This window comes from Microvirga sp. BSC39 (assembly GCF_000739015.1).
In the GTDB taxonomy this organism is placed as follows: Bacteria; Pseudomonadota; Alphaproteobacteria; order Rhizobiales; family Beijerinckiaceae; genus Microvirga.
This window is the reverse complement of the sequence record NZ_JPUG01000062.1, coordinates 408,886-435,081: the sequence shown is the minus strand read 5'-3', so window position 1 is coordinate 435,081 and position 26,196 is coordinate 408,886. Positions and strand designations below refer to the sequence as shown.

28 protein-coding genes are annotated in these 26,196 nt (G+C 64.1%); 13 read left to right on the top strand and 15 right to left on the bottom strand.

From position 1 onward, the window contains the following. Positions 1-43: 43 nt before the first annotated feature. Both MA07_RS13235 and MA07_RS13230 read right to left on the bottom strand, forming a co-directional pair. On the bottom strand, positions 44-442 hold the full coding sequence (locus MA07_RS13235) for a RidA family protein (RefSeq protein WP_036351218.1): 399 nt from the start codon (positions 440-442) through the stop codon (positions 44-46). A 76-nt stretch (positions 443-518) separates the two neighbouring features. Then, the gene (locus tag MA07_RS13230) at positions 519-1,763 is read right to left on the bottom strand and encodes a hypothetical protein (protein ID WP_036351216.1); all 1,245 of its coding nucleotides are present in this window, start codon (positions 1,761-1,763) and stop codon (positions 519-521) included. 181 nt (positions 1,764-1,944) lie between these two features. Here MA07_RS13230 and MA07_RS13225 point away from each other — a divergent pair, with 181 nt between their 5' ends. Then, positions 1,945-2,220: a DUF3072 domain-containing protein gene (locus MA07_RS13225; RefSeq protein ID WP_036351214.1), complete on the top strand. Its 276-nt coding sequence runs from the start codon at positions 1,945-1,947 to the stop codon at positions 2,218-2,220. 281 nt (positions 2,221-2,501) lie between these two features. After that, entirely contained in the window at positions 2,502-3,542 is a 1,041-nt protein-coding gene (locus MA07_RS13220) for a TIM44-like domain-containing protein (RefSeq protein WP_036351212.1), read from the top strand. A 75-nt stretch (positions 3,543-3,617) separates the two neighbouring features. Here the strand turns inward: MA07_RS13220 and MA07_RS13215 are convergent, their stop codons facing one another. Next, positions 3,618-4,199: a type 1 glutamine amidotransferase domain-containing protein gene (locus tag MA07_RS13215; protein ID WP_036351210.1), complete on the bottom strand. Its 582-nt coding sequence runs from the start codon at positions 4,197-4,199 to the stop codon at positions 3,618-3,620. A 138-nt stretch (positions 4,200-4,337) separates the two neighbouring features. On the opposite strand from MA07_RS13215, the gene MA07_RS13210 reads away from it, so the two are divergent. After that, entirely contained in the window at positions 4,338-4,559 is a 222-nt protein-coding gene (locus MA07_RS13210; RefSeq protein ID WP_036351208.1) for a hypothetical protein, read from the top strand. Between the two features lie 39 nt (positions 4,560-4,598). Here the strand turns inward: MA07_RS13210 and MA07_RS13205 are convergent, their stop codons facing one another. The 5 genes from MA07_RS13205 to MA07_RS13185 all read right to left on the bottom strand — a co-directional run bounded on the left by MA07_RS13205 (position 4,599) and on the right by MA07_RS13185 (position 9,298). After that, complete coding sequence (locus MA07_RS13205; protein ID WP_036351206.1) at positions 4,599-5,321, bottom strand: metallophosphoesterase; 723 nt, start codon at positions 5,319-5,321, stop codon at positions 4,599-4,601. Then, on the bottom strand, positions 5,314-6,129 hold the full coding sequence (locus tag MA07_RS13200) for a nucleotidyltransferase family protein (RefSeq protein WP_036351204.1): 816 nt from the start codon (positions 6,127-6,129) through the stop codon (positions 5,314-5,316). The genes MA07_RS13205 and MA07_RS13200 overlap by 8 nt, the downstream gene beginning before the upstream one ends. 105 nt (positions 6,130-6,234) lie before the next feature. Continuing rightward, positions 6,235-7,815 (bottom strand): class I SAM-dependent methyltransferase, encoded by a 1,581-nt coding sequence (locus tag MA07_RS13195; RefSeq protein WP_036351202.1) that lies wholly within the window; start codon positions 7,813-7,815, stop codon positions 6,235-6,237. Positions 7,816-7,949: 134 nt separating this feature from the next. Next, the gene (locus tag MA07_RS13190) at positions 7,950-8,327 is read right to left on the bottom strand and encodes a hypothetical protein (protein WP_036351200.1); all 378 of its coding nucleotides are present in this window, start codon (positions 8,325-8,327) and stop codon (positions 7,950-7,952) included. Positions 8,328-8,467: 140 nt separating this feature from the next. Beyond that, a complete protein-coding gene (locus MA07_RS13185; protein ID WP_036351198.1) occupies positions 8,468-9,298 on the bottom strand; it encodes a BON domain-containing protein in 831 nt (276 codons plus the stop codon). Between the two features lie 190 nt (positions 9,299-9,488). On the opposite strand from MA07_RS13185, the gene MA07_RS13180 reads away from it, so the two are divergent. The 3 genes from MA07_RS13180 (at position 9,489) to infA (ending at position 10,565) form a co-directional block, all read left to right on the top strand. Continuing rightward, positions 9,489-9,743: a hypothetical protein gene (locus MA07_RS13180; protein WP_036351196.1), complete on the top strand. Its 255-nt coding sequence runs from the start codon at positions 9,489-9,491 to the stop codon at positions 9,741-9,743. A gap of 236 nt (positions 9,744-9,979) precedes the next feature. Beyond that, the gene (locus MA07_RS13175; RefSeq protein WP_036351194.1) at positions 9,980-10,189 is read left to right on the top strand and encodes a cold-shock protein; all 210 of its coding nucleotides are present in this window, start codon (positions 9,980-9,982) and stop codon (positions 10,187-10,189) included. Positions 10,190-10,283: 94 nt separating this feature from the next. Beyond that, positions 10,284-10,565 carry a translation initiation factor IF-1 gene (gene infA / locus MA07_RS13170; RefSeq protein WP_009494617.1) on the top strand — a complete coding sequence of 94 codons (282 nt, stop codon included), beginning with the start codon at positions 10,284-10,286 and terminating at the stop codon, positions 10,563-10,565. Positions 10,566-10,687: 122 nt separating this feature from the next. Here the strand turns inward: infA and MA07_RS13165 are convergent, their stop codons facing one another. Together MA07_RS13165 and MA07_RS13160 are read right to left on the bottom strand one after the other, a co-directional pair. Beyond that, positions 10,688-11,236, bottom strand: coding sequence for a sigma-70 family RNA polymerase sigma factor (locus MA07_RS13165; protein WP_200879362.1), 549 nt, complete (start codon positions 11,234-11,236; stop codon positions 10,688-10,690). Next, positions 11,233-11,460 (bottom strand): NepR family anti-sigma factor, encoded by a 228-nt coding sequence (locus MA07_RS13160; protein WP_036351190.1) that lies wholly within the window; start codon positions 11,458-11,460, stop codon positions 11,233-11,235. The genes MA07_RS13165 and MA07_RS13160 overlap by 4 nt, the downstream gene beginning before the upstream one ends. A 239-nt stretch (positions 11,461-11,699) precedes the next feature. Between MA07_RS13160 and MA07_RS28980 the strand changes: the two genes are divergently transcribed. Together MA07_RS28980 and MA07_RS13150 are read left to right on the top strand one after the other, a co-directional pair. After that, entirely contained in the window at positions 11,700-11,858 is a 159-nt protein-coding gene (locus tag MA07_RS28980; protein WP_036351188.1) for a DUF3309 family protein, read from the top strand. A 187-nt stretch (positions 11,859-12,045) separates the two neighbouring features. Then, complete coding sequence (locus MA07_RS13150; protein WP_036351186.1) at positions 12,046-12,588, top strand: calcium-binding protein; 543 nt, start codon at positions 12,046-12,048, stop codon at positions 12,586-12,588. A gap of 11 nt (positions 12,589-12,599) precedes the next feature. Here MA07_RS13150 and MA07_RS13145 read toward each other — a convergent pair whose 3' ends face one another. The 3 genes from MA07_RS13145 to MA07_RS13130 all read right to left on the bottom strand — a co-directional run bounded on the left by MA07_RS13145 (position 12,600) and on the right by MA07_RS13130 (position 14,795). Then, the gene (locus tag MA07_RS13145) at positions 12,600-13,046 is read right to left on the bottom strand and encodes a hypothetical protein (protein ID WP_036351184.1); all 447 of its coding nucleotides are present in this window, start codon (positions 13,044-13,046) and stop codon (positions 12,600-12,602) included. 827 nt (positions 13,047-13,873) lie between these two features. After that, entirely contained in the window at positions 13,874-14,422 is a 549-nt protein-coding gene (locus MA07_RS13135) for an SRPBCC family protein (protein WP_036351180.1), read from the bottom strand. A gap of 28 nt (positions 14,423-14,450) precedes the next feature. Next, positions 14,451-14,795, bottom strand: a complete 345-nt coding sequence (locus MA07_RS13130) for a metalloregulator ArsR/SmtB family transcription factor (RefSeq protein ID WP_052003133.1) — start codon at positions 14,793-14,795, stop codon at positions 14,451-14,453. A 214-nt stretch (positions 14,796-15,009) separates the two neighbouring features. Here MA07_RS13130 and MA07_RS13125 point away from each other — a divergent pair, with 214 nt between their 5' ends. Both MA07_RS13125 and MA07_RS13120 read left to right on the top strand, forming a co-directional pair. Next, a complete protein-coding gene (locus MA07_RS13125) occupies positions 15,010-15,294 on the top strand; it encodes a hypothetical protein (protein WP_152568849.1) in 285 nt (94 codons plus the stop codon). A 129-nt stretch (positions 15,295-15,423) separates the two neighbouring features. Continuing rightward, positions 15,424-15,615, top strand: coding sequence for a hypothetical protein (locus tag MA07_RS13120; protein WP_036351175.1), 192 nt, complete (start codon positions 15,424-15,426; stop codon positions 15,613-15,615). Positions 15,616-15,634: 19 nt separating this feature from the next. Here MA07_RS13120 and uvrB read toward each other — a convergent pair whose 3' ends face one another. After that, positions 15,635-18,343 carry an excinuclease ABC subunit UvrB gene (gene uvrB, locus MA07_RS13115; RefSeq protein WP_052003132.1) on the bottom strand — a complete coding sequence of 903 codons (2,709 nt, stop codon included), beginning with the start codon at positions 18,341-18,343 and terminating at the stop codon, positions 15,635-15,637. Positions 18,344-18,547: 204 nt separating this feature from the next. Between uvrB and MA07_RS13110 the strand changes: the two genes are divergently transcribed. Continuing rightward, on the top strand, positions 18,548-18,901 hold the full coding sequence (locus MA07_RS13110; protein ID WP_036351173.1) for a hypothetical protein: 354 nt from the start codon (positions 18,548-18,550) through the stop codon (positions 18,899-18,901). Continuing rightward, positions 18,902-22,618: a tetratricopeptide repeat protein gene (locus MA07_RS13105; protein ID WP_036351171.1), complete on the top strand. Its 3,717-nt coding sequence runs from the start codon at positions 18,902-18,904 to the stop codon at positions 22,616-22,618. Between the two features lie 40 nt (positions 22,619-22,658). Here the strand turns inward: MA07_RS13105 and MA07_RS13100 are convergent, their stop codons facing one another. Beyond that, the gene (locus MA07_RS13100; RefSeq protein WP_036351169.1) at positions 22,659-23,717 is read right to left on the bottom strand and encodes a DUF808 domain-containing protein; all 1,059 of its coding nucleotides are present in this window, start codon (positions 23,715-23,717) and stop codon (positions 22,659-22,661) included. A 188-nt stretch (positions 23,718-23,905) separates the two neighbouring features. Here MA07_RS13100 and MA07_RS13095 point away from each other — a divergent pair, with 188 nt between their 5' ends. Continuing rightward, the gene (locus MA07_RS13095) at positions 23,906-26,086 is read left to right on the top strand and encodes an esterase-like activity of phytase family protein (RefSeq protein WP_036351168.1); all 2,181 of its coding nucleotides are present in this window, start codon (positions 23,906-23,908) and stop codon (positions 26,084-26,086) included. Positions 26,087-26,196 lie beyond the last annotated feature (110 nt).

Genomic DNA, 26,196 nt, shown 5'->3' with positions numbered 1-26,196 from the left:
GTCATGCCCGGCCCTGTGCCGGGCATCGACGTTTCAGGCGGCTTCAGTCAATTGAACCGTTGTGAGCAATGACACGGATCTCGACGATCGCTCCTTCACGCCTGAGGCCTGCGACTTCAACCGCCGTCCAGGCCGGGTAGGGTTCGCCCAGGTATTCGAGGCGGATTGCATTGAAGAGGTCGAAGTGCTCCCGCAGGCCGACATGATAACTCGTCATTTCCACGATTGATCGGAACGTCAGCCTGCCTGCCCGCAGCACGGATCCGATCTTTTCGAAAGCGTTTCTGATCTGTGTTTCCGCATCATCGGGCATCTGCCCATGCGCGTCGCTCCCGGTGACGCCGGTCAGAAAAACGTGGTCGCCGGAGACAATGCCGGGAGACATTTTCAATTGATCCGCCGCCGCTCTGAAGTCAGGCGGAATGATTGCGCGCTTGGCCATTGAGCAGCCTCCAGAAACCGGGTGATACGCCATCATGGCCTAAGGCGTGCTCTATGCTCAACATGCCTTTCGCAGCTTAAAAGTCCTCCGCATCGGGAATGCGGTTGAAGGCGATCTTGGCGCCTGCATAACCTCCGGGAATCGTCACCCAGGGCCCCCAGTGCAGCAGCGTCTTTCGGTGGCTGACATTGAGCTGGTCGGCAATGGCCGACAGGTACTCCATGCGTCGCTTGAGCTGCGTCTCCGGCGCATCATCGAACAGGTCGTCCTCGATGTCGCTGAGCGGCACCAGATCGTGCAGCGCCACATGAACGCTGCGGCTGCGGCGCATCTCCTCCCGCTCGGCATGGTGGAACAGGCGGCTCAAGGACGCCAGCAGGGACGGGTCGTCCCAGGTGGCCCGGAAATGCTCCTCCCCATACCAGCCCGCGCTGTTCCTGTCCGTCAGCCAGACCGCCAGCGCCTTCGCTGCAAAGCCGGCGCGGCGCATCCGGGCCGAGGCCTTGGCAAGCAGCGCGCGGGCAGCCGCATAGGCGCCGGTCAGGGAGCGCCAGTCGGCGGGAAGAACCCGGCCGTGGCCGAACATGCGGCGGCAGGTTTCTGGCCGCTCGACAGTGTAGCCGTGCAGCGCCATCCACATCCGTTCGCCTTCGACGCTGCCCCAGAGCCGGCGCAGTTCCTTGGGCTGGCGCTGCCAGAGGGCAGCCATGTCGCTGACTCCTGCGCGGGCAAGCCGTGCCGCATTGCCTCTGGCGATGCCGGGGATGTCCGTGAGGTCGAGGGAGAGCAGGGGGCCCGGCAGATCGTCGGGATGAAGCGCCATGAGGCCATCCGGCTTCTTCATCTCAGCGGCGATTTTGGCCAGCAGGTCATTGGGCCCAAGGCCCACCGAGCAGGTGAGGGTAGGGCCAATCCTGGCGGCGATCGCATCCTTCACCCGCTGTCCGATTGCGAGTGCCTGCGGCCATTCCGAGGGCATGAGCGCACAGACCATCTCGTCGATGGAGCAGACGGCCTTGACGGGGATGACTGTCTCGATGGCCTCCAGGATCTGCCGGTGCAGCTCCACATAGGCCTCATGCCGGGCCGTCACGAGGACAAGGCCGGGGCATTGACGGCGCGCATCCCGCACGAACGTGCCACGCTTGAGGCCTCTAGCCTTGGCCTCGCGGCTGACGGCGATGAGCCCCGTATGCTCCGAATCGACCGGGATGACCCCGACAGGCCGGCCGCGCAGATGAGGCTGAAGGTGCTGCTCGGCGCTGGCGAAGAAGGAATCGAAGTCGACGTAGAGCCGCTCCAGACCTGTCGGTTTGCGCATCGCCGTCCATCCCTCTCACATCCATGAACAAAGCAAGAACATAAGCTTGGCAGCGTGTCGAGGGCCGAATCTGTGGATAACGGGGATGAGTCTCCGGAGGTAATCCGGCTTTCTCTGAGGAACCAAGGCCCTGCAGGCGTGTTCTCGTTATAGAACAAAACTAGAACAATAGGAGTCCTGCATGTCTTCGCACGGCAAAGTGAATTCCGGTGCTTCCGCTAACCATAAGGCTTCCGCAGAGGCAGTTAATCCGAAGACCAATCCTGATCCATCCGACAACCAGATCAAGGATCCGGACGAGTGGGTGACGGGCGACGAACCGATGACCGGCGCCCAAGCATCCTACCTCAAGACCCTGTCGGAACAGGCGCATGATCCGAAGGCTTTCGACCCGAAACTCGACAAGGCTGAGGCCTCGAAGCGGATCGATCAGCTGAAGCAGAAACAGAGTCACTGAGGCTGTTGCGCTGCCATTGTCATCCCAGCGAAAGCGGGGATCCATAACCGCTAACGGCGCAGGAAGAGGCGCGACGCCGCTCGCCCCCTCTTGAAATGTCGTGGTTATGGATTTCCACGCCTTTGGCGCGGCCCTTCGGGTCGGGCTCCGCTGCGAGGCCCCGGAATGACAACTGGTGTGGAAGGGCGCCGAAATCGAACGGTCAACTCTTCCGCAACCCCTTGGGCATCACCACATTATCTCCAGGGAGCGTCATGCCCCGAAGGGATGAAACAAAGACGATGATGAATTTAGCTTCTCGCCGCAGCCGGATCATGATGGTCCTGGCGGCCGGTCTGATCTTCGCCGGAAGCGCGGCCGAGGCTCGCGTCGGACGGGGCGGGGGCAGCTTCGGCTCGCGTGGCGCGCGCACCTATACGCCGCCGCCGGCTACGCGGACGGCGCCTGATGCCGCAGCCCCAATCCAGCGCTCGCAGGTCCCGAACCAGGGTCCCAACGTGACCCGCCCGGGCACCCCGGCGCCCAACGTGGCGCAGCCGCGCCGCTTCGGCTTCGGCACGGGCCTCATGGCGGGCCTGTTCGGCGCAGGCCTGCTCGGCCTCCTGTTCGGCAACGGCTTCTTCGGCGGTCTCGGCGGACTGGCCTCGATCTTTGGCCTTCTGCTCCAGATCGGCCTCGTGGTCCTGCTGGTGTCGTTTGCCATGAAGTGGTTCCGCCGCCGTCAGGAGCCGTCTTATGCCGGCCAAGGCCAGGGCTATGCCCGCTCCATGGGTGGCAGCGTGCCCCCGACGGGTGGACAGCCTATGGGCGGTGGTCTCGGTGGTGGTCTCGGCGGCCTGGGTGCAGGTCTTGGCGGCGCGATGGGCGGCCTCGGCGGCAGAGCCCAGCAGCCGCAGCCTCGTCCGGGCGTGCGGGATGAGATCGGCATCGGCGAGCGCGATTTCGCGGATTTCGAGCGCGGCCTCGTCGAGATGCAGGATGCCTATTCCCGCGAGGATGTCGCCAAGCTGTGGACGCTCGCGACCCCTGAGATGGCCGGCTACATCCAGGAGGAGCTGAACGACAACACCGCCCGTGGCGTCGTGAACAAGCTCTCCAACGTGCGCCTCAACCAGGGCGACCTGTCCGAGGCCTGGCGCGAGGGCACGACGGACTACGCCACCGTTGCCATGCGCTTCGGCATCACCGACGTCATGGTGGACCGCGCCAGCGGCCGTGTGGTGGAGGGCGATCCGAACAAGGTCGAAGAGGCGACCGAGCTCTGGACCTTCCGCCGCGATCAGGGTGGAGCCTGGAAGATCTCGGCGATCCAGCAGGCCTAAGGCCACTCTCCAGACGAATACGAAAGCGGCCGGTTCTCACCGGCCGCTTTTCTGTTTGTATCGGAGAGCGGGTGTTTACTCTGCGGCCTGACGGCGACCCGCATGCGAGCCCTCGCGCACCTCTTCGATGATCTTGTTCACGAAGGCATCAAGATCGCCGGGATTGCGGCTGGTGATGAGGCCGTGATCGGTCACGACCGTCTCGTCGCGCCACTGCCCGCCGGCATTGATCACGTCCGTCTTGATCGAGTGATAGGACGTGCATTTCCTGCCTTTGATGATGCCGGCCTCAATGAGGAGCCAGGGCGCATGGCAGATCGCCGCGACGGTCTTGCCTGAGGAATAGAAGGCCCGGATGATTTCGATCGCCTTCGGCTCCGCACGCAGCTTGTCGGGATTGATCTGTCCGCCGGGCAGCACGAGGGCGTCGTAATCCGCCGGGGTCACATCCTCGATGTCCTTGTCGACGGATACGGTCTTGCCCCAGTCGTTTTCGTCCCATCCGTAGATCTTGCCCGATTTCATGCGCGACTTCGGGGCTGCGACCTCGACCGTCGCGCCGGCATCCGTCAGCTTCTCCTGCGGCACCATGAGCTCAGACTGCTCGAAGCCGTCCGTCGCCATGATGAGGATCCTGGCCTGCTTGATGTCAGGCATGTCGCTTCTCCATCGTTTTCGGGAACTGCTTCTGGAACGGGCGAGGCGGGGAGGGGTTCCGCGCGAAGACCGCAATCGGAACCCTGCTCACGCGGACTTGTTGACCCAATCACGGGTTTGCAAAGTGAGGAGTCAACGATGGTCAATCCGGGAAGCCCCACGAACGAGCCGCTGCCCGGCGGGAACATTCCGAGCGAGGTGCCGCCAGGAACCATTCCTGATGAACAGCCGGATATCGGCCCGACAGGACCGCGCACGCCCTATCCCGTCAACGATCCGGGAATCAACGATCCGAAAGGTCCTGGGTCCGAGCCTGATTACCTGCCCGGCAACCCGACGGATCCCGGCACGCGCTATTGAGCGGAGATGATCGCCGTGAGCGGGCTATGATAAGCCCACTCAGATCTCGAGAATGGCGTAGGGCTTGCCCGTCGGCTTCTCGATGTGCTTGGCCACGTTGTAGACCCGCTGCCCGCCGGGCGTGCGGCCCTCGAAGCGGCCGCGATGGGCATGGCCGTGCACGATGGCATTGACCTTGAATCGATCGATGGTCTCCGCCAGACGCGACGAGCCCAGGAAAGGATAGATCTCCAGCGGCTCGCTCTCGATCGTGTCGGTGACCGGGGCATAATGCAGAATGACCATGGAGCGCTTGGCCCGCACCTGCCGCATGGCGTTTTCCAGCCGCAGGGTTTCGTTCATGGTCTCGTTGACGAACTGCTTCATGGCCGGCTCACCGAAATAGCCGAGCATCCGCCGCCCGAAGCCTCCGGCAAAGCCCTTCACGCCGACGAAGCCGACGCCGTCGATCTCCACCGACTGGCCGTCGAGCAACTTCATGCCGGCATCGCGCAGGATCTGCGCCACCTGTTCGTGTGCGCCGCATTCGTAATCGTGGTTGCCGAGCACGCCGACGACGGGGATCGAGCAGGCCTTCAGGTCGTGCGCGAGAAGCTCCGCTTCCTTCGGCTTGCCGAGATCCGTCAGGTCGCCGGCAAGCACCAGCACATCCGCCTCCCGGGAGATTTCCCCGAAGAGATCGCGGTAGGATTCGGCATTGTCTTCACGAACGTGAAGGTCGCCCATGGCTGCGACCTTCATGGTTGTCTCCACGTCACTCATTCCGCCATTCACCTTCGCCGCCTACATCGGCAAATCCCCACTCCTTCACGTCGATCTCGTAGTCGACACGGGAGAACATCCGCCCGCGGCAAACCTTCATCTGCGGCGGAGGAAGGTCGCGTTGTTTGGAGAGCCTGTCGAGGAGCTCGTCCATCACCCAGCCCGGGACCTTGTCGCGTTCGGACGGGTAGATCCAGCGGAAGTTGAGCAGGTGCATGAGCAGCACCTCCCAATGCACTTCCATGTATGCGAGTAGCCCGTGCCAGTCGATCTGGTCGTGGGCCTTCAGGATCGTGTGTGCCACATCGGCGCCGTCATAGCGGTGGCGCAACTGGATGAAGCACTTGGACCAGACGAGTTCGGTCGGCCCGACGATGCGCACGGGAGTGCCGAACACCTCGATCTGCCGCGCATGCTCGAACCATGGATCCCCGATCGGCATCGTGCCGTTCGACGATGCGAAGATCACGTCGAAGAAGTACTGGCCCTTGAAGACCTTGCCAAGCCAGCGGTCGTCCTCGATCTCGATGGAGTAGCCGAGGCTCTTGAAGTGCGAGAGAACGCGCGTGTAGTCGCCGGCCTTGCAGAAGATGTCGAGATCCTTGGTCGGACGCGTGATGCCCGTGTACGCCGAGAGCGCGTAGGTGCCGGCGAGCAGGAAGGGCAGACCAAGATTGTTCAGCTCCCTAAGAGCCTCTGCATAGAAGGCCTCCGACTCCGGGTATTTGAGGGTCGGCTCCGCCTTGGCGTCCATGACAGGAACAGACGGATATGCGCCGGAGGTGAGATCTGGGTCGTGAACTGCCATAGGCCCTGTCCGAAGCGCGGCCAATGATGCCCCGCGTTCGACAACCGAATGGCATTCATGAAGTTCCGTAGCTGCTCAGCTTAATGCCGAAGAGGTGAAGCCCCGTCAGGCGCGCAGTCTCGTCGGCTTGGAGGATTCCTGAGAAGAGGACGTATTCAGGCCAAGGGCCGTCCACACGCCGAGCGTATTCTGCTCGAACTCCGCGACACGCTGCTGAAGCTCCGCCTCATGGGCCTTACCCTCGAGCGGCTTGCCGTCCTGCATCAAGCGCTGACCCGCAGCAGATAGAACATGCCCGACGAAGCGGGTGATGTCCGGTTCCTTATCCTGCAGGGACAACCACATGAGCTGAGCCATGCGGTCAGCCGAGATGCCGCCGCCGGTAACGGGAGAGGCGAAATAGCTGAACTTGCGCTCGAAGCGCGACTGGTCCGCGACGGCCCTGTTGAAGCAATCCACCTGAAGCTTCCGCTCGGCGGTGCCCCGCTCCGGCAGGCAAGGGGAGCAGGCGCCCTGGGCCACCAAGATGGTAAGAGCCTGGACAAGCCTGTTGAAGTTGAATGCGGCGAGCGTGGGCGCGGCCATGATCTCGCGCAGCGTCCGCGGCCCTTGCTCAAGAACGGTAATGAGAGGATCGTAGATGCCATCCTGCAGCTTGATCGCAACTCGCATCCCGCGCATCTCGCGGGGGATCTTGGATCCCTTCATCGTCAGAGCAAAGCGTGTGTCGAGCCACTTCTCCCGCGTCTGATAGGCTGAGAGGCGGACGGGACCCTTGATGAAGATGTCGCGACGGAATTGCTGGTCGACGATGTGATCGCGGGTCATCTGACGAAGGGGAATATCGTCAATCCCAGCGAGGAATTCCCGCTGCTCTTTCGTCAGATTGATCTCGTCCAGAGTGTCCAACGCATTGGCCGGGCCAACCCAGGTGAGCTTCGCCTCAGCGAGCTCCTCGGCGAGATCCGTGAAGTAGAAGGGGTTGGAGTCCTGGTTGAAGTACTCGTGAAAGATGTAGTTCTGATTCTGGCCCTTCAGTCGCTCGATCTTCTTCTCCAGCTTCGGATGGCTGGCAAGAAAGCGCATATCCAGTTTGCCGAGCTTATCGGCAAGTTGCAGGAAGGCCGAGACGCGCGACTGGGGGGAGAGCTGCGCTCCTTGAGCTGCGGTATGCTCCAGGAGCAGGCGCCGGAGCGGCATCATGGAGGCCCAGCCCGGCATGGTGTTGTAGGAGATGTAGACAAGACCGCCGGGCTTGAGCGTCCGGCGGATGAACTCGACGATGCTCCGGCGGTTCTCAGGGGAAATCCAGCTGTAGATCCCGTGCAGGGTAATGAAGTCGAAGTCAGGCAGCTCGCTCCGGTTCACGAACTCGGCGAAGCTGTCGTCGTAGAAGTGGACATTCTTCAGTTGCGCTGCCTGGGCGAGGCTCTTGGCGCCGACGACGTGGCTGGGATTGAAGTCGGTGGCGTGGAACTGGATGTGCGGATTGGCAGCCGCCAGGAGGTTCGTCGAGAAGCCCTGGCCGCATCCGAGCTCGCAATAGGACAGCGACGACGAGCCGAGATCCGGTGCCTGCACCCCCTGCAGAAGCGACAGAAAGCCGAGGAGGCTCGGTGTCAGCTCCTGATAGAAGCCGTGCGTATACTCGACATCGACAACATAGCCTGCTGACCAATCCGCCATGACAATATCCCGGCTGCCTGAGGATGCTGCTGCGGCATCGGAACAGGCATAAGAAAAGTTATAAAGTAACTTATGTCAGGCGGCCGGCTTCGGATCAATGCTTTTCTCATGACCTTGAGGAAGATTGGTTAAGCCTAGTGATCTCCGTGCGAAACACGGGCGTCGCGGGGGCTGTTGAGGATCTCGAGCAGGCTTTGAGCGATGTGCCTTGCCTCATCGTCCTTCAGGCGAAGCAGGAAAGGCGGCATCGCACCGGCCTGGAGGGCCACCACGGCCATCCCGTGCTCGTCCATGCCGATGTCAATGGTCTGGGAGGTCACGTCGACCAGCTCCTCCGGCATGTCCTCGCCCTCCTCTCCGACACTCTCGCCGATGGCGGCGAGAAGTTGGCTCACGGCTCTCACCAGCGAGCGCGCAGCATGGGGGTCCATGACCACGGCGGTGGATTGTTCGTCCTTCTGGAACGCCAGCTGGATGTTGTCGCCTTCGAGCGTGACGGAAATGCCTGCCATCGATGTCCTCTTCCTTTCCGTCCCATATGGGGCCTCATCGCGGTTGGGGAAAGGTAAAGGTCTTGTTGCGACGGATGCGCATCATCCCCAAGGGGAGAAGCACATCCTGGTAAATCGGCGGTGTTCGGGTCGGAGAAGCGTCAGACGCCGCTGCCAGAAGTCCCGCCGGACCTGCGGCCGCTGGAGGTCGCGGTGCCGGTTGCCGGAGTCCCGGTGCTGCCGGCGCCTGCGGCTCCTGCGCCGGACATCATCGAGCCGGCGATGCCCGCATCCGCCGCCTGCTGGATGCGCAGGTTGTTCTGCACATGGGTGACGCCGGAAACGGCTTCGACGATGTCCTCGGCGTGGCGCTTCTCGAAGCGGCTGTTGACCGTTCCGGTGAGGGTGACTTCGCGGTTCTCGACCCTCACGTCGATCTCGGAGGCGTCGATGTGCGGATCCTCGGTGAGGCGGTCGTTCACGTCCTCGAGGATGCGGGCATCGGAGCGCTGATAGCCTTTCGGCCCACGGCCGCGATGCTGGCCGGTCTCGCGCACGTCACGGTCGCGGCGGCGCTCCGCGTCATCATCCCCGAACCAGGATCGCACCTCGTCGCCGGCCCGCTCGAAGAAGCCGCGCTCCTCGTTGTAGTCGCGCGAGCCGCGGCCGAAGCTCTCCGATCCTTGGCGGTCGCGCCCGTAGCGGTCCTGCCCGAACCGGTCCGGATCGTGCCGACGGTCGGTGTCGAACAAGGGACGCCCCTGACCGCGCTCCTCGCCGACCACGTCGTGCCAGTCGAGGGCCGAACCGCCGGTGCCGTAGCCGGCCGAATCCCCAAAGTCGCGTTCGCGGCCGCGACTATCACCCTCGCCCGAGCGGCGGTCGTAGCCGGCGCTGCGGTTGCCGAAGCCGCGGCGGGCGATGTAGCCGTCATCCTCGCGGTCGCGCCAGCCGGGATCCTGGTTGCCGTAGCGGTTGCGATCGTTGGCCATGAGTGCGCTCCTCCTTGCTCTCGTCCGGGCTCCTGGATAGCCCGCTCACGCGCGACCAACGTATGGCGTGGACGTCTGTTCCTGGCCGCTGAAGCAGCCTTGCGCCGCCTGTTTTTGCCGCTCCGCTTGAACGGTCAGGGAGCCTTCGCATTGAGAGGGTGGATATCTTCAACGGCAAGCGAGGTGGGTGATGGCGGATCTGTCCGGATTGAGCGACGAGGCGCTGGCGGTGTTCGCCTTCGCGGCCTATCACCAGCTGTCGAGCGGCCAGATGGTGCGCAGCGTGGTGCAGAAGGACGGAGCCGGCCACAAGGCGAGCGAGGCCGCCGTGGAGGAGCTCACGGGCCGGGGCCTGATCGAGGCCGACGGGACCGAGATCCGCTTCACGCCTCCAGGGGAGGAGGCCCTGCAGGGCGTGATCTCCGGCATACGGGGCAGCCGCTAGAAGCCGGGCCGGCAAGGCATCCAGCGAGGAGTTCCCGGGGAAGGAACCCTGGGCTTTGCCTTGCATTTGCCCCATCCGTACCCTACCTAATCTTCATCGACATTTGGCCGGACGACTGGGCTTCCCGCTTTGGCACTGCCGGGCGCACGTTCCTTACTCTACCATCTATCGACTAACGGGTGTCTGGCTTTTAAGCTCGCATCCACGTGCAAACGACAGTGAAAAGGGAATTCCCCATGGAACAGGGAACCGTGAAGTGGTACAATGAAACCAAGGGTTATGGTTTCATCCAGCCCGACAACGGCGGCAAGGACGTGTTCGTTCACGCCACGGCGCTTGAGCGCGCCGGCATGCGCGGCTTGCGCGAAGGTCAGAAGATCTCCTATGAGCTTCAGACCGACCAGCGCACCGGCCGCGCTTCTGCAGTGAACCTGCAGAACGCCTAAGGTTTCATGCCGGAGAACGTGCTACGGCACGTTCTCTCGCATCTGAGCCGTTCCGGGTGAGGGGCGGCTTTTTTGTTATGAGGAAAGGCTTTGCATGGCAAAGGAAGAACTGATCACCTTTGAAGGACTTGTGACCGAAATTCTGCCCGACGCCCGCTACCGCGTGCAGCTCGACAACGGGCACGAGGTCATCGCGTACACGGCCGGCAAGATGAAGAAGAACCGCATCAAGACGCTGGCTGGTGACCGCGTGACTGTCGAGATGTCGCCCTACGATCTCGAGAAGGGCCGTCTCATCTTCCGTCACAAGGATTCGGGTGCCTCTTCCGGTCCGCGTCCGCCGCAGCGCGGCAACCAGCAGTTCCGGCGTCGCTAAAGCATCGGACCCAAAAGTAGATCTGCACTTTTGGGATTGATCCGATGCTTCCTCGATAAGCAAGAGCATCGTTAGGCGCTCCGACAGGTGCGCCTGTTGATGGAAGGCTTCCTGAGGGCAGATCAGGCGACCGCGTGCATCACCGAGAGGGTGACGCGGTCCGGGCCGAGATCCTCCTCCACGTCGGTGAGGTGCATCAGCTCGGCGAGGCGGTTGCGGGCCCGGTTGACGCGGCTCTTGATGGTGCCCACCGCGCAGCCGCAGATCTCCGCCGCCTGCTCGTAGGAGAACCCGGAGGCCCCCACCAGCAGCAGCGCCTCGCGCTGGTCGTGGGGCAGGCGCGCCAGGGCCTTCTGCAGATCCTCGAAATCGAGATGGGGCATCTGGTCGGGCGCGACCGAGAGGGTGGCGGCGTACTTGCCGTCCGCATCCTCGACCTCGCGGCGGCGCTTGCGGTATTCGGAATGGAACAGGTTGCGCAGGATGGTGAAGAGCCAGGCCTGCATGTTGGTGCCGGGCTGGAAGCGCTCGATATTGGCGATCGCCCGCATCAGGGTTTCCTGAACGAGGTCGTCGGCGCGGTCCACGTTGTTCGTCAGCGAAATGGCGAAGGCTCGTAGGTTTGGCGTCGCCTTGAGCATGGAATCGCGCAGATCGGTACTGATACTCATGACTGATGCTTCTCCGGCTTGCGCTCGTCCAGCCGATTGATGATCTCGATGAACCGGTCCGGAACCGGCTGCTCGCCCAGCGCCAGCGTCTCGTAGAACTGACGCAGCCGCTGGCCGATCTGAGCCTGCACCGAGCGGCTCAGGGCCGGAGAGGACGATCCGTGAAGGCCAGGAACGTTTTCTGTATCGTCGTTGCGCATGATGTTCGGATTCTTCTTCTGCATAGGTTGTCCTGGACAATCGGGACTAGCGACCTCCCGCTGGGACCGCGCTGAAAGCGGCACCCAATCGCCGAGGAGGTAACGTCAGGCATTTGTGATCGTTCCGCCCCGGAACCTACCCCTTCGGAACTCATCCACAGGCAATAGCGACGCTCGGAGAAGCGGGAACCATTTCCCAACGGCCAAGTTTCCCACCCATGAAGCGCGGCCGTTTCCAAGGCGCGCCACCAAGGAGAATTTCCATGGGCATCAGCACCATCCTGCTCATTCTGGTCATCCTGCTTCTCATCGGCGCCGTGCCGGCCTGGCCGCACAGCCGCGGCTGGGGCTACGGCCCGAGCGGCCTCTTGGGCGTCGTCCTCGTCATCCTGATCATCCTGCTGCTGATGGGACGGCTCTGACGCCGGACAGCACGGACTGAACCTCATGGCCGGGCGCTCCCCGGCCATTTTTGCGTCCAGCGACCAAACAGCTCACTGGGCCGAAATTCCTAACTGGCCTACCGGAACGTGATATCGAAGAGGCTGCGGACAACGTTCCGCTTCATTGTTGAACATCCTGTTTGAAATCAAAGACCGAAGGTTGGAAATGGCTAAGTATTTCGGGGGCTGCGGGGCCGACCTGCTGCGCGGCAGCAAGGGGACGGACCTCATCAAGGGCTATAACGGCAACGACCGCATCTACGGCGGGGCGGGCAACGACACCGTCGATGCGGGCCAGGGCCGCGACATCGTCTTCGCCGGCGCGGGCGACGACAGCATCGACGGCGGCGCCGGGGTGGATCATCTCCAGGGCGGCACCGGCAACGATACGGTGCTCGGCGGCGACGGCTCCGACAGGATCTTCGGCGGCGACGGCAACGACGTGATCAACGGCGGCGCGGGGGCGGATTTCCTGCGCGGCGGCAAGGGCCAGGACACCTTCGCCTTCGACATGAACTTCGGCCGCGACCGCATCCGCGACTTCAACCAGGCCGACGACCTCCTCGACCTGCGCAACACGGGCGTGACTGCCTTCGAGCAGCTCACGATCGCCATCAAGGGCGGCGCCACGGTGGTGGAGACCGGCACCGGCACCATCGTGCTCCAGGGCTTCAAGGGCACGCTCACGGCGGACGACTTCCTGTTCTGAGAGGCCCAGCCTCACCGGAGGCCCAGCCCCAACAGAGGAGCGGCCCCAACGGAGGCATGGCCTCGACGCATACGGACAAGGGCGGCTCCAGGGCCGCCCTTTTCGTTGGCTGGCCGGCACCCCGAGGGTGCGCCGCCGCCCAAGACCGGCCCGCCCTCCGCCCGGGCCTCGTGCACGGCCGCATCCCGGCTACGACGCCCCCAGGGCGTCCGGGTCTTCGCCCTGCGGCGCTGCGGGGTCCAATAGTTCCGGTATTCGTCCAGCTCGTAGCGGACCGCATCGGCGAAGAGGTTGCGCTGCTGCAGGTAGCAGGGCGGCCCGAACCCGCCCTGGCAGCTCTCGTGCCACCGGCAGGTGCGCCGGCGGCAGATCTTGTACGCCATGAGCAGGTCCGACAGGCGGCGCAGCGTGTCGTCGAAATTGGGCATGATGCAGAGGGGAATGTCGTCCTGGATCACGATGAATCTCTCGAGGTAATGGGGACGGGAAGGAATGAATGAAAGGGCACAGGTTCTCGGCCCCGGGGCCGGTCAAGGCCCCGGGAGGGGAGACAATCGAGGGTGGCGTGTCGTGCAGCCCGGCTCGATGCTATGGTGTGGAAGGTGAGAGCCAAGCTGCTCGTCACGCGCGGTTTGTTTCAGCGGACCTGGATCGTACCAGGATCGTCCACCCGCGATCACAGGCTTGCGAGACCTGCGGCAGGACCGCTCCCGCTTGGCTCAGCGGGTCGGCCCTCGTGCTGGGGGCGCTCATCGCAACTATCGTCAAGCTGCCGCAGCGGGCGATTGCGGCCGTGATGGCCCTCAGAGCCGGGGGCTGATCTGAAGCGCTCTCCTTCGACCTCATGGACGAGGCCTGTCGCCAGGGCGGGATCGGCTCCGCGTCGCCGGGCTTCCTCGTGGGCTTCACCCTGTCGCGGAGTGTGGGCGGGTCGGGCAGGGGCGTGCCGTTTCCCTCCTCCTGGCGGGAGGGGGCAGGGTTCGGCCCGGTGAGGCGTCGAACGTCAAGGCGCGGGTCTCCCTCTCCCGTGCGGGAGAGGGTTGGGGCGAGGGAAGGCCGGTGCCGAAGAAGACACGACGCGAGGCAGGGTGCAGCGGAAGCGATGGCGCCGGGCTGGTGAAGCCGCACACCCTCACCCCTGCCCCTCTCCCACACGGGAGAGGGAAGAGACGATCCAGGAGCCGCGCGTTTTCTGCGTCGGGTACGGCGCGCTGACTTTGCGGCCCTCCGCCCGGCACCCCATCCCCACAAGGGGATGAGGGCTTTCGGACGTCCTGGTGTGGTGTCAGCCCGGAAAGCGCCGGTCGTATTCGGGCTTCAGGCGGGCGACCTCGTCCCAGAAGGGCTCCGGCGGCTCCTGGCCCGCTATGCGGGCGGCCAGGATGTCGAGATGGGTGTGCCAGCCGGAGCTGACGCTGAGCAACGCCGAGCGTTCGGGCACCCGGCGATGGGTGACGGTGAGCAGGGTCTTGGTGCCGATGGGCTCGAGGGTGAAGGTGACGCCCCCGGTGGAGCCCCAGGTGATGGCGAGCTTTTTGGGCGGGTCGAGCTCGGTGATGCTGCATTCCAGCCGGTGCTCCTCCGCCGAGCCCGCCGGGCGGGTGCCGGGCGGGGAGGTGAGCTCTTCGTTGCGCCACACGAACTCGAAGGGGGCACCGACGGCGAGTGCCATCTCGCCCGCGGCCAGCCACTGGCGGCGCAGCTCGCTCTGGGTGAGATAGTCCCACACCCGCTCCGCGGGGCCGGGCAGGAGGCGCTGGATCGTCAGGGTATCGGGCTCGCTCAGCACGCCATAGGCATCGGGGGCAAGGTTGGTGGGCGAGAGGTCATTCATGGCTGTCTCCTCGTGGGGTTCTCGGGGGCTAAGGGGCATTTGCGGCATCCTCCTCGCGCAGGAGCCGGTCGAGGGCGTCCAGACGATCGGTCCAGAAGCGTTCGTAAGCGGTGAGCCATTGGTGGGCGCTCGCCAGCGGGCCGGGGTCGAGGCGGCACAGATGGGTCCGGCCGCGCACCTCGCGCCGGATCATCCCGGCCTGCTCCAGCACCTTGATGTGCTTCGAGGCGGCGGCCAGGGAGATCGCGAAGGGCTCCGCCAGCTGGCCGACCGTGCGCTCGCCTCCGGAGAGATCGCGCAGCATCCGCCGGCGGGTGGCATCGCCCAGGGCGTGGAAGACGGTGTCGAGGTGGGATGCGTGTTGTTCAACCATGTGGTTGAATATGAGTGCGCCCGGATTGGCTGTCAACCAATTGGTTGAATGATCTTTCAGGCGGCATCCCCGGGCTCGTCCGGGAGCCAGGTCTTATACCGATGAGAACGTGGATGGTTGGAACGAGTCCGGCCGTGACGCTGACGGAAGCCGCCACAAAGATGGCACGGGCTTCATCCACCATGATGCATCGGGCGAGAGCCGGAGCGTCGGGATGGTCAGGGGTCTGGTCTGGTTCGTGCTGTTCGGAGCGGCGTCGCTCGCGTTCTATCGCGTGAACGACCGGATCGTGTGGGACATCTGCCGGCGCGAGCGGCGGCCCTATCCGCAAGCCTGGACCTTCTCGCCCTACTGGCAATGGCGCACGATCGTCGGCGGCTGGTACACGGATGCCCGACGCGCCGGCCTGCTCATCCCCAAAGCCGCCGCCACCGCGGCCATCCTCATCGCCAGCATCGGCTCGGTGGTCATGGGGATTCTCGACCGGGTGCCGGGGTAGGCCAGGGTGCTTGGAGGTGCCCCGGTGCTGCCCTTGACGATTCAACGGCAGGTTTGTTGATCCGGATGTACATATGTAACAATATGTCACAGATCGGGCCCGGCACGAGCCTGTCGAGGGAGAACGGCCATGATGAATGAGGACCAGGTCCAGGTCTCCGGCACCGCGTCGGTCGAGATCGAGGATACGCAGAACTTTCAGCCCAATCCGTCGAGCCTGATGAAGGATCCGACCTTCACGCTGGTCGAGCTGAGCCGAGAAGAGATGGAGCGCGTCGCCGCTGCCCGTTCCTTGAGCATCAAGATCGACTGTAAGGTTTGAATCACAAGCAAGGGGCGGCTTACCGCCCCTTCCGTCCGCCTTTGTATTTCGGCTTCTGCCCCGCAAACCCTTGCGTCGAACGCCCGGCGGGGCGCTCGCGGAAATTCAGCGGGACCTCGCGGTCCGTGCCGGGGCCCATCTCGTCGAGGCCGGGCTTGCGCACCCGGGTGCCCTCGTCCGAGCGGCCCTTGCCGAGGGGGCCGTAGGAGTCCGAATCCTCGTCGCCCGCGCTGGCGCCTTCCCCTGAGGGCGCCAGGCCCTTCGGCGGCAGGTTGGCGCTGCGGCCGTATTTGCGCGCGCCGCCATACCGGCCCGCTTCCTTCTCCACGTCGCTTTGCCGCGCCATCGGGTCGTCACTGATGGCAAGCTCGGTGGCCTGCAGGCGCTTGAGCTCGTCGCGCAGGCGAGCCGCTTCCTCGAACTCCAGATTCGCCGCGGCCTCGCGCATGCGCTTTTCCATGTCGGCGATGACGGCCTTGAGGTTGTGCCCCACCGTGCGGTCGGCCATCCCCGTATCGACCGACACGTGGTCGCGCTCGTAGACGCTCTCCAGGATGTCCGCGATGTTCTTCTTCACGCTCTGCGGCGTGATGCCGTGCTCGGCGTTGTAGGCGAGCTGCTTCTCGCGGCGGCGGTTGGTCTCGGCGATCGCGCGCTCCATGGAGCCGGTGATCTTGTCCGCGTAGAGGATCGCCTTGCCCTCGACGTTACGCGCCGCGCGACCGATGGTCTGCACCAGCGACGTTTCGGAGCGCAGGAAGCCCTCCTTGTCCGCATCGAGAATGGCCACCAGCGCGCATTCGGGAATGTCGAGGCCCTCGCGCAGGAGGTTGATGCCGATGAGCACGTCGAAAGCGCCGAGGCGCAGGTCGCGGATGATCTCGATGCGCTCCAGCGTGTCGATGTCCGAGTGCATGTAGCGCACGCGGATGCCGTTCTCGTGCATGTATTCGGTCAGGTCCTCGGCCATGCGCTTGGTGAGCGTGGTCACCAGCGTGCGGTAGCCGTTGGCGGCCAACTCCTTCACCTCGTGCACGAGGTCATCGACCTGCGAGCGCGCCGGGCGGATTTCCACCACCGGGTCGACGAGGCCGGTGGGGCGGATGACCTGCTCGACGAACACGCCGCCGGTCTGCTCCATCTCCCACTTGGCGGGGGTGGCCGACACGTGCACCGATTGCGGGCGCATGGCGTCCCATTCCTCGAAGCGAAGCGGGCGGTTGTCGAGGCACGACGGCAGGCGGAAGCCGTATTCGGCGAGCGTCGCCTTGCGCCGGAAGTCGCCGCGATACATGCCGCCGATCTGCGGCACCGTCACGTGGCTCTCGTCGGTGAAGACCAGCGCGTTGTCGGGCAGGTATTCGAACAGGGTCGGCGGCGGCTCGCCGGGCTTGCGGCCGGTGAGATAGCGCGAATAGTTCTCGATGCCGTTGCACACGCCCGTGGCCTCGATCATCTCGAGGTCGAACTGCGTGCGCTGCTCCAGGCGCTGCGCCTCCAGCAGGCGGCCCATGCGGGCGAGCTCCTGCAACCGGTGCTGCAGCTCGTCCTGAATGCCCTTCACGGCCTGCTGCAACGTGGGACGCGGCGTCACGTAGTGCGAGTTGGCGTAGACCTTCACGAACTGCAGGTCGTTGGTCTTCTTGCCTGTCAGCGGATCGAACTCGACGATGCTCTCGATCTCGTCGCCGAACAGGCCGATGCGCCAGGCGCGGTCCTCCAAGTGGGCCGGAAACAGCTCGATCACATCGCCGCGCACGCGAAATGTGCCGCGGGCGAAGTCGCTCTGAATGCGCTTGTACTGCAGGGCCACGAGATCCGCGATGAGCTGGCGCTGCTCGATCTTCTCGCCCACCTTCACGGAGAAGGTCATGGCCGTATAGGTCTCGACCGAGCCGATACCGTAGATGCACGACACGGAGGCCACGATGATCACGTCGTCGCGCTCGAGCAGCGCGCGGGTCGCCGAGTGGCGCATGCGGTCGATCTGCTCGTTGATGGACGATTCCTTCTCGATGAAGGTGTCCGAGCGCGGCACGTAGGCCTCGGGCTGGTAGTAATCGTAATACGAGACGAAATACTCCACCGCGTTGTCGGGGAAGAACGACTTGAACTCGCCGTAGAGCTGCGCGGCCAGCGTCTTGTTCGGTGCGAGGATGAGGGCGGGGCGCTGCGTCTCCTCGATCACCTTGGCCATGGTGAAGGTCTTGCCGGAACCGGTGACGCCGAGCAGAACCTGGTCGCGCTCCTGCCGGCGCACGCCGTCCACCAGCTCGCGGATGGCGTTGGGCTGGTCGCCGGCAGGCTGGAAGTCCGACTTGATCTTGAACGGAATGCCGCCTTCCGACTTCTCGGGCCGGGGCGGGCGGTGCGGCACCCAGAGCGTGCCGTTCTTGAAGCGCGGATCGCCCTCGGTGAGCAGCCGCGAGAGCGCATCGACCGTGGCGGAATAGCCGGACCCGGAGGAGAGATCGCCCAGCTCCTCAGCCACGTCCGGCCCGTCGTCGGGACCTTTCAGGCCAAGCTTCTTCGCCAGCGCCGGATCCACGTCGGTGATGTCCCCGTGGATGAAGGTTTCCTGCGCGCGCTCGGCAAACCCCTCCGCCGCCTCGCGCTCCCGGTTGACCGCGGGATTGAGGAGATCGGCCAGGTGAGGGGCCAGGGGCTTCAGCTCAGGCTTGGAGGCTTTCCCGGTGGAAAGCTTGGGCTTCTTGGGTGATTTGGCCATAGAACGAATATGGTACGAAAGATCGAGAATTGAAAGGGTTCGGGATCTCTTCCCGACGTCATGAGGGTGACGCAGGACAGCCCCGCCAAGCTCCTCCCATCGCGGATACAACCTGCATCGTTCCCTAGCGGCATTTTGAATTTTGTCTCGCCTTACGCTTTTATCGGAGCTGCGGTTGAGCGGAAAAGGGCAAAGGGCTGGGGGATGCGTGTCGGGGGTTATCTGTTGTTGTGGGGCGCGCTGCTGGCGGGAGCCCCGGCTTCCGGACAGGAGGCCTCCCGGCTGGAGCCGGTGGTGACGGCCTGTGACAGGCTGGCTGCCATGCCTGGGGATCTCTCGGTTCCGCCAGGCATCGATCCTGTCTATGAAGGCCTTCTGGATGCCCCCCTCGTCAAGATCATTTGCGAGGCAGCTGTCGAGATCCGCCCCGACATGCCGCGTCTGCGGCATGCGCTCGGACGCGCTAATCTTCACCTCGGCGAGCATGTTATCGCGAAGGAAAATCTCCTAAAGGCGGCGGATGGGGGCCACGCCTATAGCCTGACGACGCTTGGGTGAATGGCATCCCATGGCATCGCAGGCACGCGAGACCGTATTGCCGCCAAAGGATTCTATGAGCGCGCCGCCAATGCCGGCGATCCGACAGGCATGCTGAACCTGGGCTTCATGCTCGATCTCGGCGATGTCTCCGCACCCAGTCACGAGGAGGCGCGCCAACTCTACCTGAGGGCAGCCAAGATCATGCCGGTGGTAGGCCTGTTGGGGTTCGCCTCGCAATATGCGGCTGGCGATGGCGCTCCGAAGAACCCGGCCCTGGCAAAGGAGTTTTTTGAAGATGCGGCACGGGCCGGCAGTGCGCCCGCCCTGGTCAGTCTGGGCTTCATTTATCTGAACGGCCAGGATGGCGCGAAGGATGTCCAGAAAGCGAAGGAGCATTTCGAACAAGCGGCCAGGAAGGGACACGCTCCGGCATGGCGAGGGCTCGGCATCATCGCTCTCGACGACAGCGGCGGATCGCAGGACTTTGCCTTGGCGCGGCAGCATTTCGAGCGCGCTGCCGCTCTTTTCGACCGCAACGCTCTATACCGGCTTGGCCTCCTCTACGAGCGCGGCAACGGCGTGCGGGTGGATATGAGGAAGGCGCTTGAATACTATCGGAGTGCCGCGATGCAAGGCGATGTCTCTGCCATGGTCAGGTTGGGCGATCTCCTGAGCGCCAGGGGGAAGGATCAGATCCTTCCGGAAGCCTTCAAGTGGTACGATCAGGCCGTTGCGATGGGATCGGCGGCCGGCATGTATGGGCGGGCTTGGCTGGCCGAGAACATCGACCGCGACTTCGAGACGGCGCGAAGGCTTTACGAGCGCGCTTCGGACAAGGGGCACGCGAGCGCAACGAACAACCTCGCCTACATGATAGACAAGGGGCAGGGAGGTCCGCAGGACGCTCGCCGAGCCCGCGCGCTCTATGGGCTGGCTGCGGTGGGCGGCAATCGCACGGCCATGAGGAACCTCGCTTTCTCCATGTACAGGGGAGAGGGCGGCCCGGTCGACAGATACGGGGCACGCGCATGGTTCCTCAAGGCCGCCGAGAAGGGCGATGCCACGGCCATGTATCAGCTTGCGGGCATGATGCGCGGCGGCGAAGGCGGGCCTCAGGACGATGCCGGTGCGAGCCACTGGTATGAAAAGGCTGCGGCTCATGGTGACAAACATGCAAGAGCCCATCTCGGACAGATGCTCTGGGACGGAGTTGGGGGGCCGCAGCATCGCGAGAAGGCCCGCATTCTCCTGATTCAGGCGGCGGACGATGGGATTTCAGCGGGCATGACCGCTTACGCACAGATTCTGCTGCAAACCTCCAACACGCCTGATGTTCGCACCGTGGCACGAGACTATCTCACCCGCGCGACGAAGGCAGGAAACAAGCGTGCCGAAGCCACTCTGCTGCTGATGGATCTGCAGGACAGGTTTGCGCATGAACCGGAAGTCAAGCCGTCGGGCACAGGTTCGGACGGTTGGTCCAAACTGACGGCAAACCTTGCTCAGGCAGCAGGCCGTCTTGTGCAGGTCGAGGCCGCCAAAGCGGGGTCTGCCCGGGCTATGATCGAGATCGCCCGTGAGTGGAGGCCGAAGCAGCAGAGCTTCGATGCGTGGCTCTATCGGTCCTGGTTAGAACTGGCCGCGAGGAGAGGGAGCGGGCAAGCGCTTCTGGAACTGGGATGGGTCCATCGCGATGGATGGGGCGTCCCTCATGATGATGTAAAGGCGCTTGCCTATTTCAGGGAGAGTGAAGCGCTCGGCGAGGTCCAAGCCTTGAGCGAGATCGCGTTGCATCTTCATCAAGGCAAGGGTGTGGCTAAAGACGTCCGGCAGGCGATTCAGCTCTGGCGCCGGGCGGCGGGTGGCGGCTCGGACTACGCCATGTACAACCTCGCGCAGGTCTATCTGTCCGGGGACAATGTGCCGATGAGCGCGAAGCAGGCACGCGTATGGCTGGAGCGATCTGCTGCAAAGGGCAACACGCTCGCCATGTCCGATCTGGCCATGATGCTGGATCAGGGGCGCGGCGGTCCGAAGGATCCGGAACGCGCCGCAAGGCTCTATGAAAAAGGTGCGGCGAGTGGAAAGGCAATCGCCTACCTCCGCTACGCCTATATGCTAAGGAACGGTTATCACACAAAGGCTGATCCCGTTCGAGCCACTCGATACTTCGAGCTTGCCGCGCTGGGTGGCGATGTGGTCGCCATGAAGGAGCTTGCCTTCGCTTTCATGGAGGGCGTCGGCGTCTCACGTGATCGCGGCGCGGCTCTTGCCTGGTACGAGCGCATCCCGGAGCCAAAGGACGACTCCGTCCTGGTCTATCTCGGTTATCTATACGAGGTCGGGGCGGGCGCACAGGGAGCCGATCATGCGAGGGCCATGGACTTCTACCGCAGGGCTGCGGACAAGGGGAATCCTTCCGCGCATTTCCGCATGGCGCTTCTTCTCGAGGAGGGAAAAGGAGTCTCCGCCGATCCGCGACAGGCGCACGGGCATTATCAGATCGCTGCCGCGAAAAAAATCACCGGGGCAATGGTCTCTGTCGGAAATCTCTACCGCAAGGGATTGGGGGTGCCAAAGGACGAAGCGGCAGCGCGCCGGTGGTATCAGAAGGCGGCTGATGGCGGTTCGGCGGAAGGAAAGCTCTGGCTTGCTGGCGATTATTATTCCGGAACAGGCGGCCCGAAAGATTGGAAGAAAGCACGTGAGATCTACCTTCAGGTGGCGAACGACAACCATCCTGTGGGAATGTTCTCAGTAGGCCTTATGATGAGAGATGGAGAGGGTGGACCGAAGGACGCTGCGCAGGCCAAGCTCTGGTTCGAGAAGGCTGCGCAGGCCGGAAATGCACGGGGCATGCGTCACCTCGCACAGCTCTATGAACATGGCGAGGGCGTTCCCGTCGATCTGGGAGCAGCCCGCTCCTGGTATGAGAAGGCTGCGCAGGCTGGTGACGATTATGCAATGAATGCCCTCGGATTCTTCAGCAAGGAAGGAATAGGCGGCTTTCGCGACGATGCGGCGGCGGTATCGTGGTATCGCAAGGCATCCGATCAAGGCAATGCGCAGGCAGCCTTCAACATTGGCTATCTCTACTTGTATGCCTACGGCCTTCCTCGTGACTTCGATAAGGCGCGTCAGTATTTCACTCTTGCCGCCGAGCGAAACAGCCTGCCGGCGATGCATGGCCTCGGCTGGATGGCCAGGAACGGGCAGGGAATGGAAAGCAGCGACAAGCTGGCCTTTGAGTGGTGGAGTAAAGCCGCTGCGCAACGCCATGCACCCTCGATGGCAGCTCTTGCAAAAGTCTACGAACAGGGTTGGGGTGTCGAGCCCGATCCGAAGCTTGCTCTCGAATGGAAGACCAAAGCTGCTGAAGCTGGCGATTTGCCCTCGGCTATGGCACTCGCCGAAAAGGCGCTCGGCGGTAAGCGCATCAGCGGGCAGGGAGCGCGATACTGGTACGTCCTCGCGGCCCGGCAGGGACATGAAGACGCTATGGTGATCATCGGCCGTCTCCTGCTCCTGGGGCATGAGGGCCCGGTCGATTACGTCGAGACGCGCCGCTGGTTCGAGAAGGCTGCGGACAAGGGCAACACTGATGCGATGCTCGCGCTTGCGCGCATCCATCGCGAGGGGTTAGGTACGCCGCACAACTGTGAGCTCGCAGATGCTTGGCGGGAAAGAGCCGATAAAGCAGATTCCCGTCATCGCTATTACCGCAAGGCGAGTTGATCGACCGTCAGCGGGCGATGACCCGCGACCTGCCATTGGCTTAGGCGGTGTGCTTCTCGGCCTTCCGGCTGCCGCCCCGCAGGGCCTTGATCAGCGGCACGGCGATGAAATGGATGAAGGGAATCAGCACAGCCCCGAGAACCAGTCCGAAGAGGCCGGAGCCAGCGGCTGAGACGAGCCACTCCACGAAGCCGCCGAGCGCCGGCACCGCATGGGCGGCCGCAACCGCCGCATCGTGAATGGCGTGGCCCAGTCCGGCGAAGCCGTAGCCCTCCAGCCCATGGACGATGATGCCGCCGCCGACCCACACCATGGCGGCGGTGCCCACGATGGCGAGAAGCTTGAGCAGAACCGGCATGCCCTTCACCAATCCCCGGCCGAAGGCTTTGGTCAGCGGGGCCAGGGTCCGGTCTGCGCCGGAGGGAGATACACCCGACCTGGCCCGTCCCAGGAGGCGGGAGACGGGTCGGTTGCTGGCCGCCATGGCCACGCCGGCATCGTCGGCCTTCACGATCAACGCCACGGTGCCGTAGACCGCGATCGTGATGCCGATGCCGACGACGGCCAGCACCACGGCCTGCATCCAGATCGACCCCACCGGGATGCTGGCCAGGGTAATGGCCATGATCTCGGCCGAGAGGATGAAGTCGGTCTTGATCGCGCCGCCCACCTTCTCGTTTTCGAGGCTCTGCGCCGTCTGGGTGGCTTCGCTGACGGCGGCCTCGTGCTCGTGCGCCTTGTGGGGAAACAGCGCCTCGAACACCTTCTCCGAGCCTTCGTAGCAGAGGTAGGCGCCGCCGATCATGAGCAGAGGCGTGATGGCCCAGGGGGCGAAGAGGCTGAGCAGCAGGGCCGCGGGCAGCAGATAGAGGAGCTTGTTCTTGAGCGACCCAAGGGCAATCCTGCCGACGATGGGCAGTTCGCGGGCGGCCGCGAAGCCCACCACGTAGCGCGGCGTCACGGCGGCATCGTCGATCACCACGCCGGCGGCCTTCGCGCCCGCCTTGGCGGCCTGCAATCCCACATCGTCGAGCGAGGCGGCGGCGACTTTCGCGAGGCCCGCGATGTCGTCCAGCAACGCGATCAGGCCGATGCTCATGAGGGCTCCTGTCGAAAACGTTCAAGCGTGACTGTTGTAAGCTGCTACACGGCCGCTCCAGTTTCGACAACGTCTTGGGACCGGATTGGGTGCAAACCGCGCCTGGGCGGAGGCGCCCGACGTCATTCACCTGTCATACGACGGGCGCATGAGGACCCGGCTAACCTTGACCGTTCTGCGGGGATTCCATGCATCGCTCCTTCATCGTCGGCTCGCTTGCCGCCGCGCTCCTCTCCGGCACCGCGCTCAGCGCCTCCGCGGCCGAGTATTTCGACCGCATCGCCAGCTTCCCCATCACGGCGAACCTTCCGAAGGATGGAGACCAGAAGGCCGCGACCGTGGCCGAGATCATCACGGCGAGCGAAGACGGCAAGCTGCTGATCTACACCGACAGCCCGCGCAAGGCGCTCGGCTTCATCGAAATCACCGATCCGGCCCAGCCGAAGGCCGGCGGATCGCTGGCCCTGAGCGGCGAACCCACCTCCGTGAAGGTCGTGGGCCAGAAGGTTCATGTGGCGGTCAACACGTCCGAGAGCCTCACCAATCCGACCGGCAAGCTCGTGACGATCAACCTCGCCGACCGGACGATCGCCGCGGAGTGCACCCTGCCGGGCCAGCCGGACTCGGTTGCGGCCCATGCGGGCGTCATCGCCATCGCCATCGAGAACGAGCGCGACGAGAAGCTGAACGATGGCGCGCTTCCGCAGCTGCCTGCGGGCTCGCTGGTGGTCGGCTCGCTCAATGGCGATCAGGTCGATTGCGGAGCCCTCAAGACGGTGAGTCTGACGGGACTGGCGACGGTGGCGGGCGACGACCCTGAGCCGGAATATGTCGACGTGTCCGACGAGGGCAAAGTGGTCGTGACCTTCCAGGAGAACAACCACATCGCCGTGGTCGATGGAAAGACCGGTAGGGTCGAAGCGCATTTCTCCGCTGGAACCGTGGACCTCAAAGCCATCGACACCAAACGGGATGGCAGGATCGAGCTCACGGGCACGATGGAGAAGGTCGCCCGCGAGCCGGATGCCGTGCACTGGATCGATGCGAACCGCTTCGTCACCGCCAATGAGGGCGACTGGAAGGGCGGATCGCGCGGCTTCACCATCTTCAACCGGGATGGCAGCGTGGCGTATGAATCCGGCGCGAGCCTGGAGCACGAGATCGTGGCGCTCGGTCACTATCCGGACAAGCGCAACAAGAAGGGCGTTGAGATCGAAGGCGTCGAGACCGGCCGCTTCGGAAACGACACCTTGATCTTCGTCGGTGCCGAGCGCGCCTCGGTGGTGGGCGTGTATCGCGACACGGGTGCTGCGCCCGAACTGGTGCAGGTTCTGCCCACGGGCATCGGCCCGGAGGGGCTGCTCGCGATCCCCGGACGCAATCTGTTCGTCGCCACGAGCGAGACCGATCTGCACGGAGACGGCGGTGTTGCTCCCCACGTGATGATCTATCAGCGCGCCGAGCGCGCCGCCCCGGCCTATCCGACGATCCGCTCGGCGAAGAACGCCGACGGCCTGCCGATCGCCTGGGGCGCGCTCTCGGGCTTGGCGGCCGACAAGTCGCAGGCCGGCAAGCTCTACGCGGTGACGGATAGCGTCTATAGCGGAGCGCCGCGCATTCTGACCATCGATGCCACGAAGAAGCCCGCGACGATCACGGGTGAAGCGCTCGTCACGCGCAACGGCGCTGCGGCCGAGAAGCTCGATCTCGAAGGCATTGCTGTAGCGGGCGACGGCTTCTGGCTCGCTTCCGAGGGCAATCCGGAGAAGGGCCTCACCAACCGTCTCATCAAGGTCGATGCCATGGGTGCGATCCAGGAGGAGATCGCCGTGCCGGCGGAGCTCGAGAAGGGCGCGAAGAACTACGGCTTCGAGGGCGTGACCGTCACCGGTTCCGGGGCCGACGAGACCGTGTGGCTCGCGGTGCAGCGCGAATGGGCCGACGACGGCAAGAACGCCGTGAAGCTCCTCGCATACAAGCCTGCGGACAAGAGCTGGAGCGCCGTGCGCTATCCGCTCGACACCGCGGAAGCAGGGTGGATCGGCCTTTCCGAAATCACCGCTGCGGGCGATCGCGTCATCATCATCGAGCGCGACAACCAGATCGCCGAGAAGGCGAAGGTGAAGAAGCTCTATGCGGTCTCCATGGCCGACATGAAGCCCCGGGCGCTCGGCGGCGAAGTACCGCTCGTGCAGAAGACGCTGGTGCGCGATCTCCTTCCCGACATGAAGGCCGCGAAGGGCTATGTGCTCGACAAGGTGGAAGGCTTCGCCATCGATGCCGCGGGCGATGCCTACATCGTCACCGACAACGACGGCGTGGACGATTCTTCCGGCGAGACGCAGTTCCTCAAGCTCGGAAAGCTGTAAATCCAAAAACCCTTGCTGGGTGCGAAAGGCCGCTCGTTGAGCGGCCTTTTTCGTTTGTCGCAAGGCTGCAAAAAGAAGCAGCCCCGAAGGGCTGCTGAAGTGTGTGACCA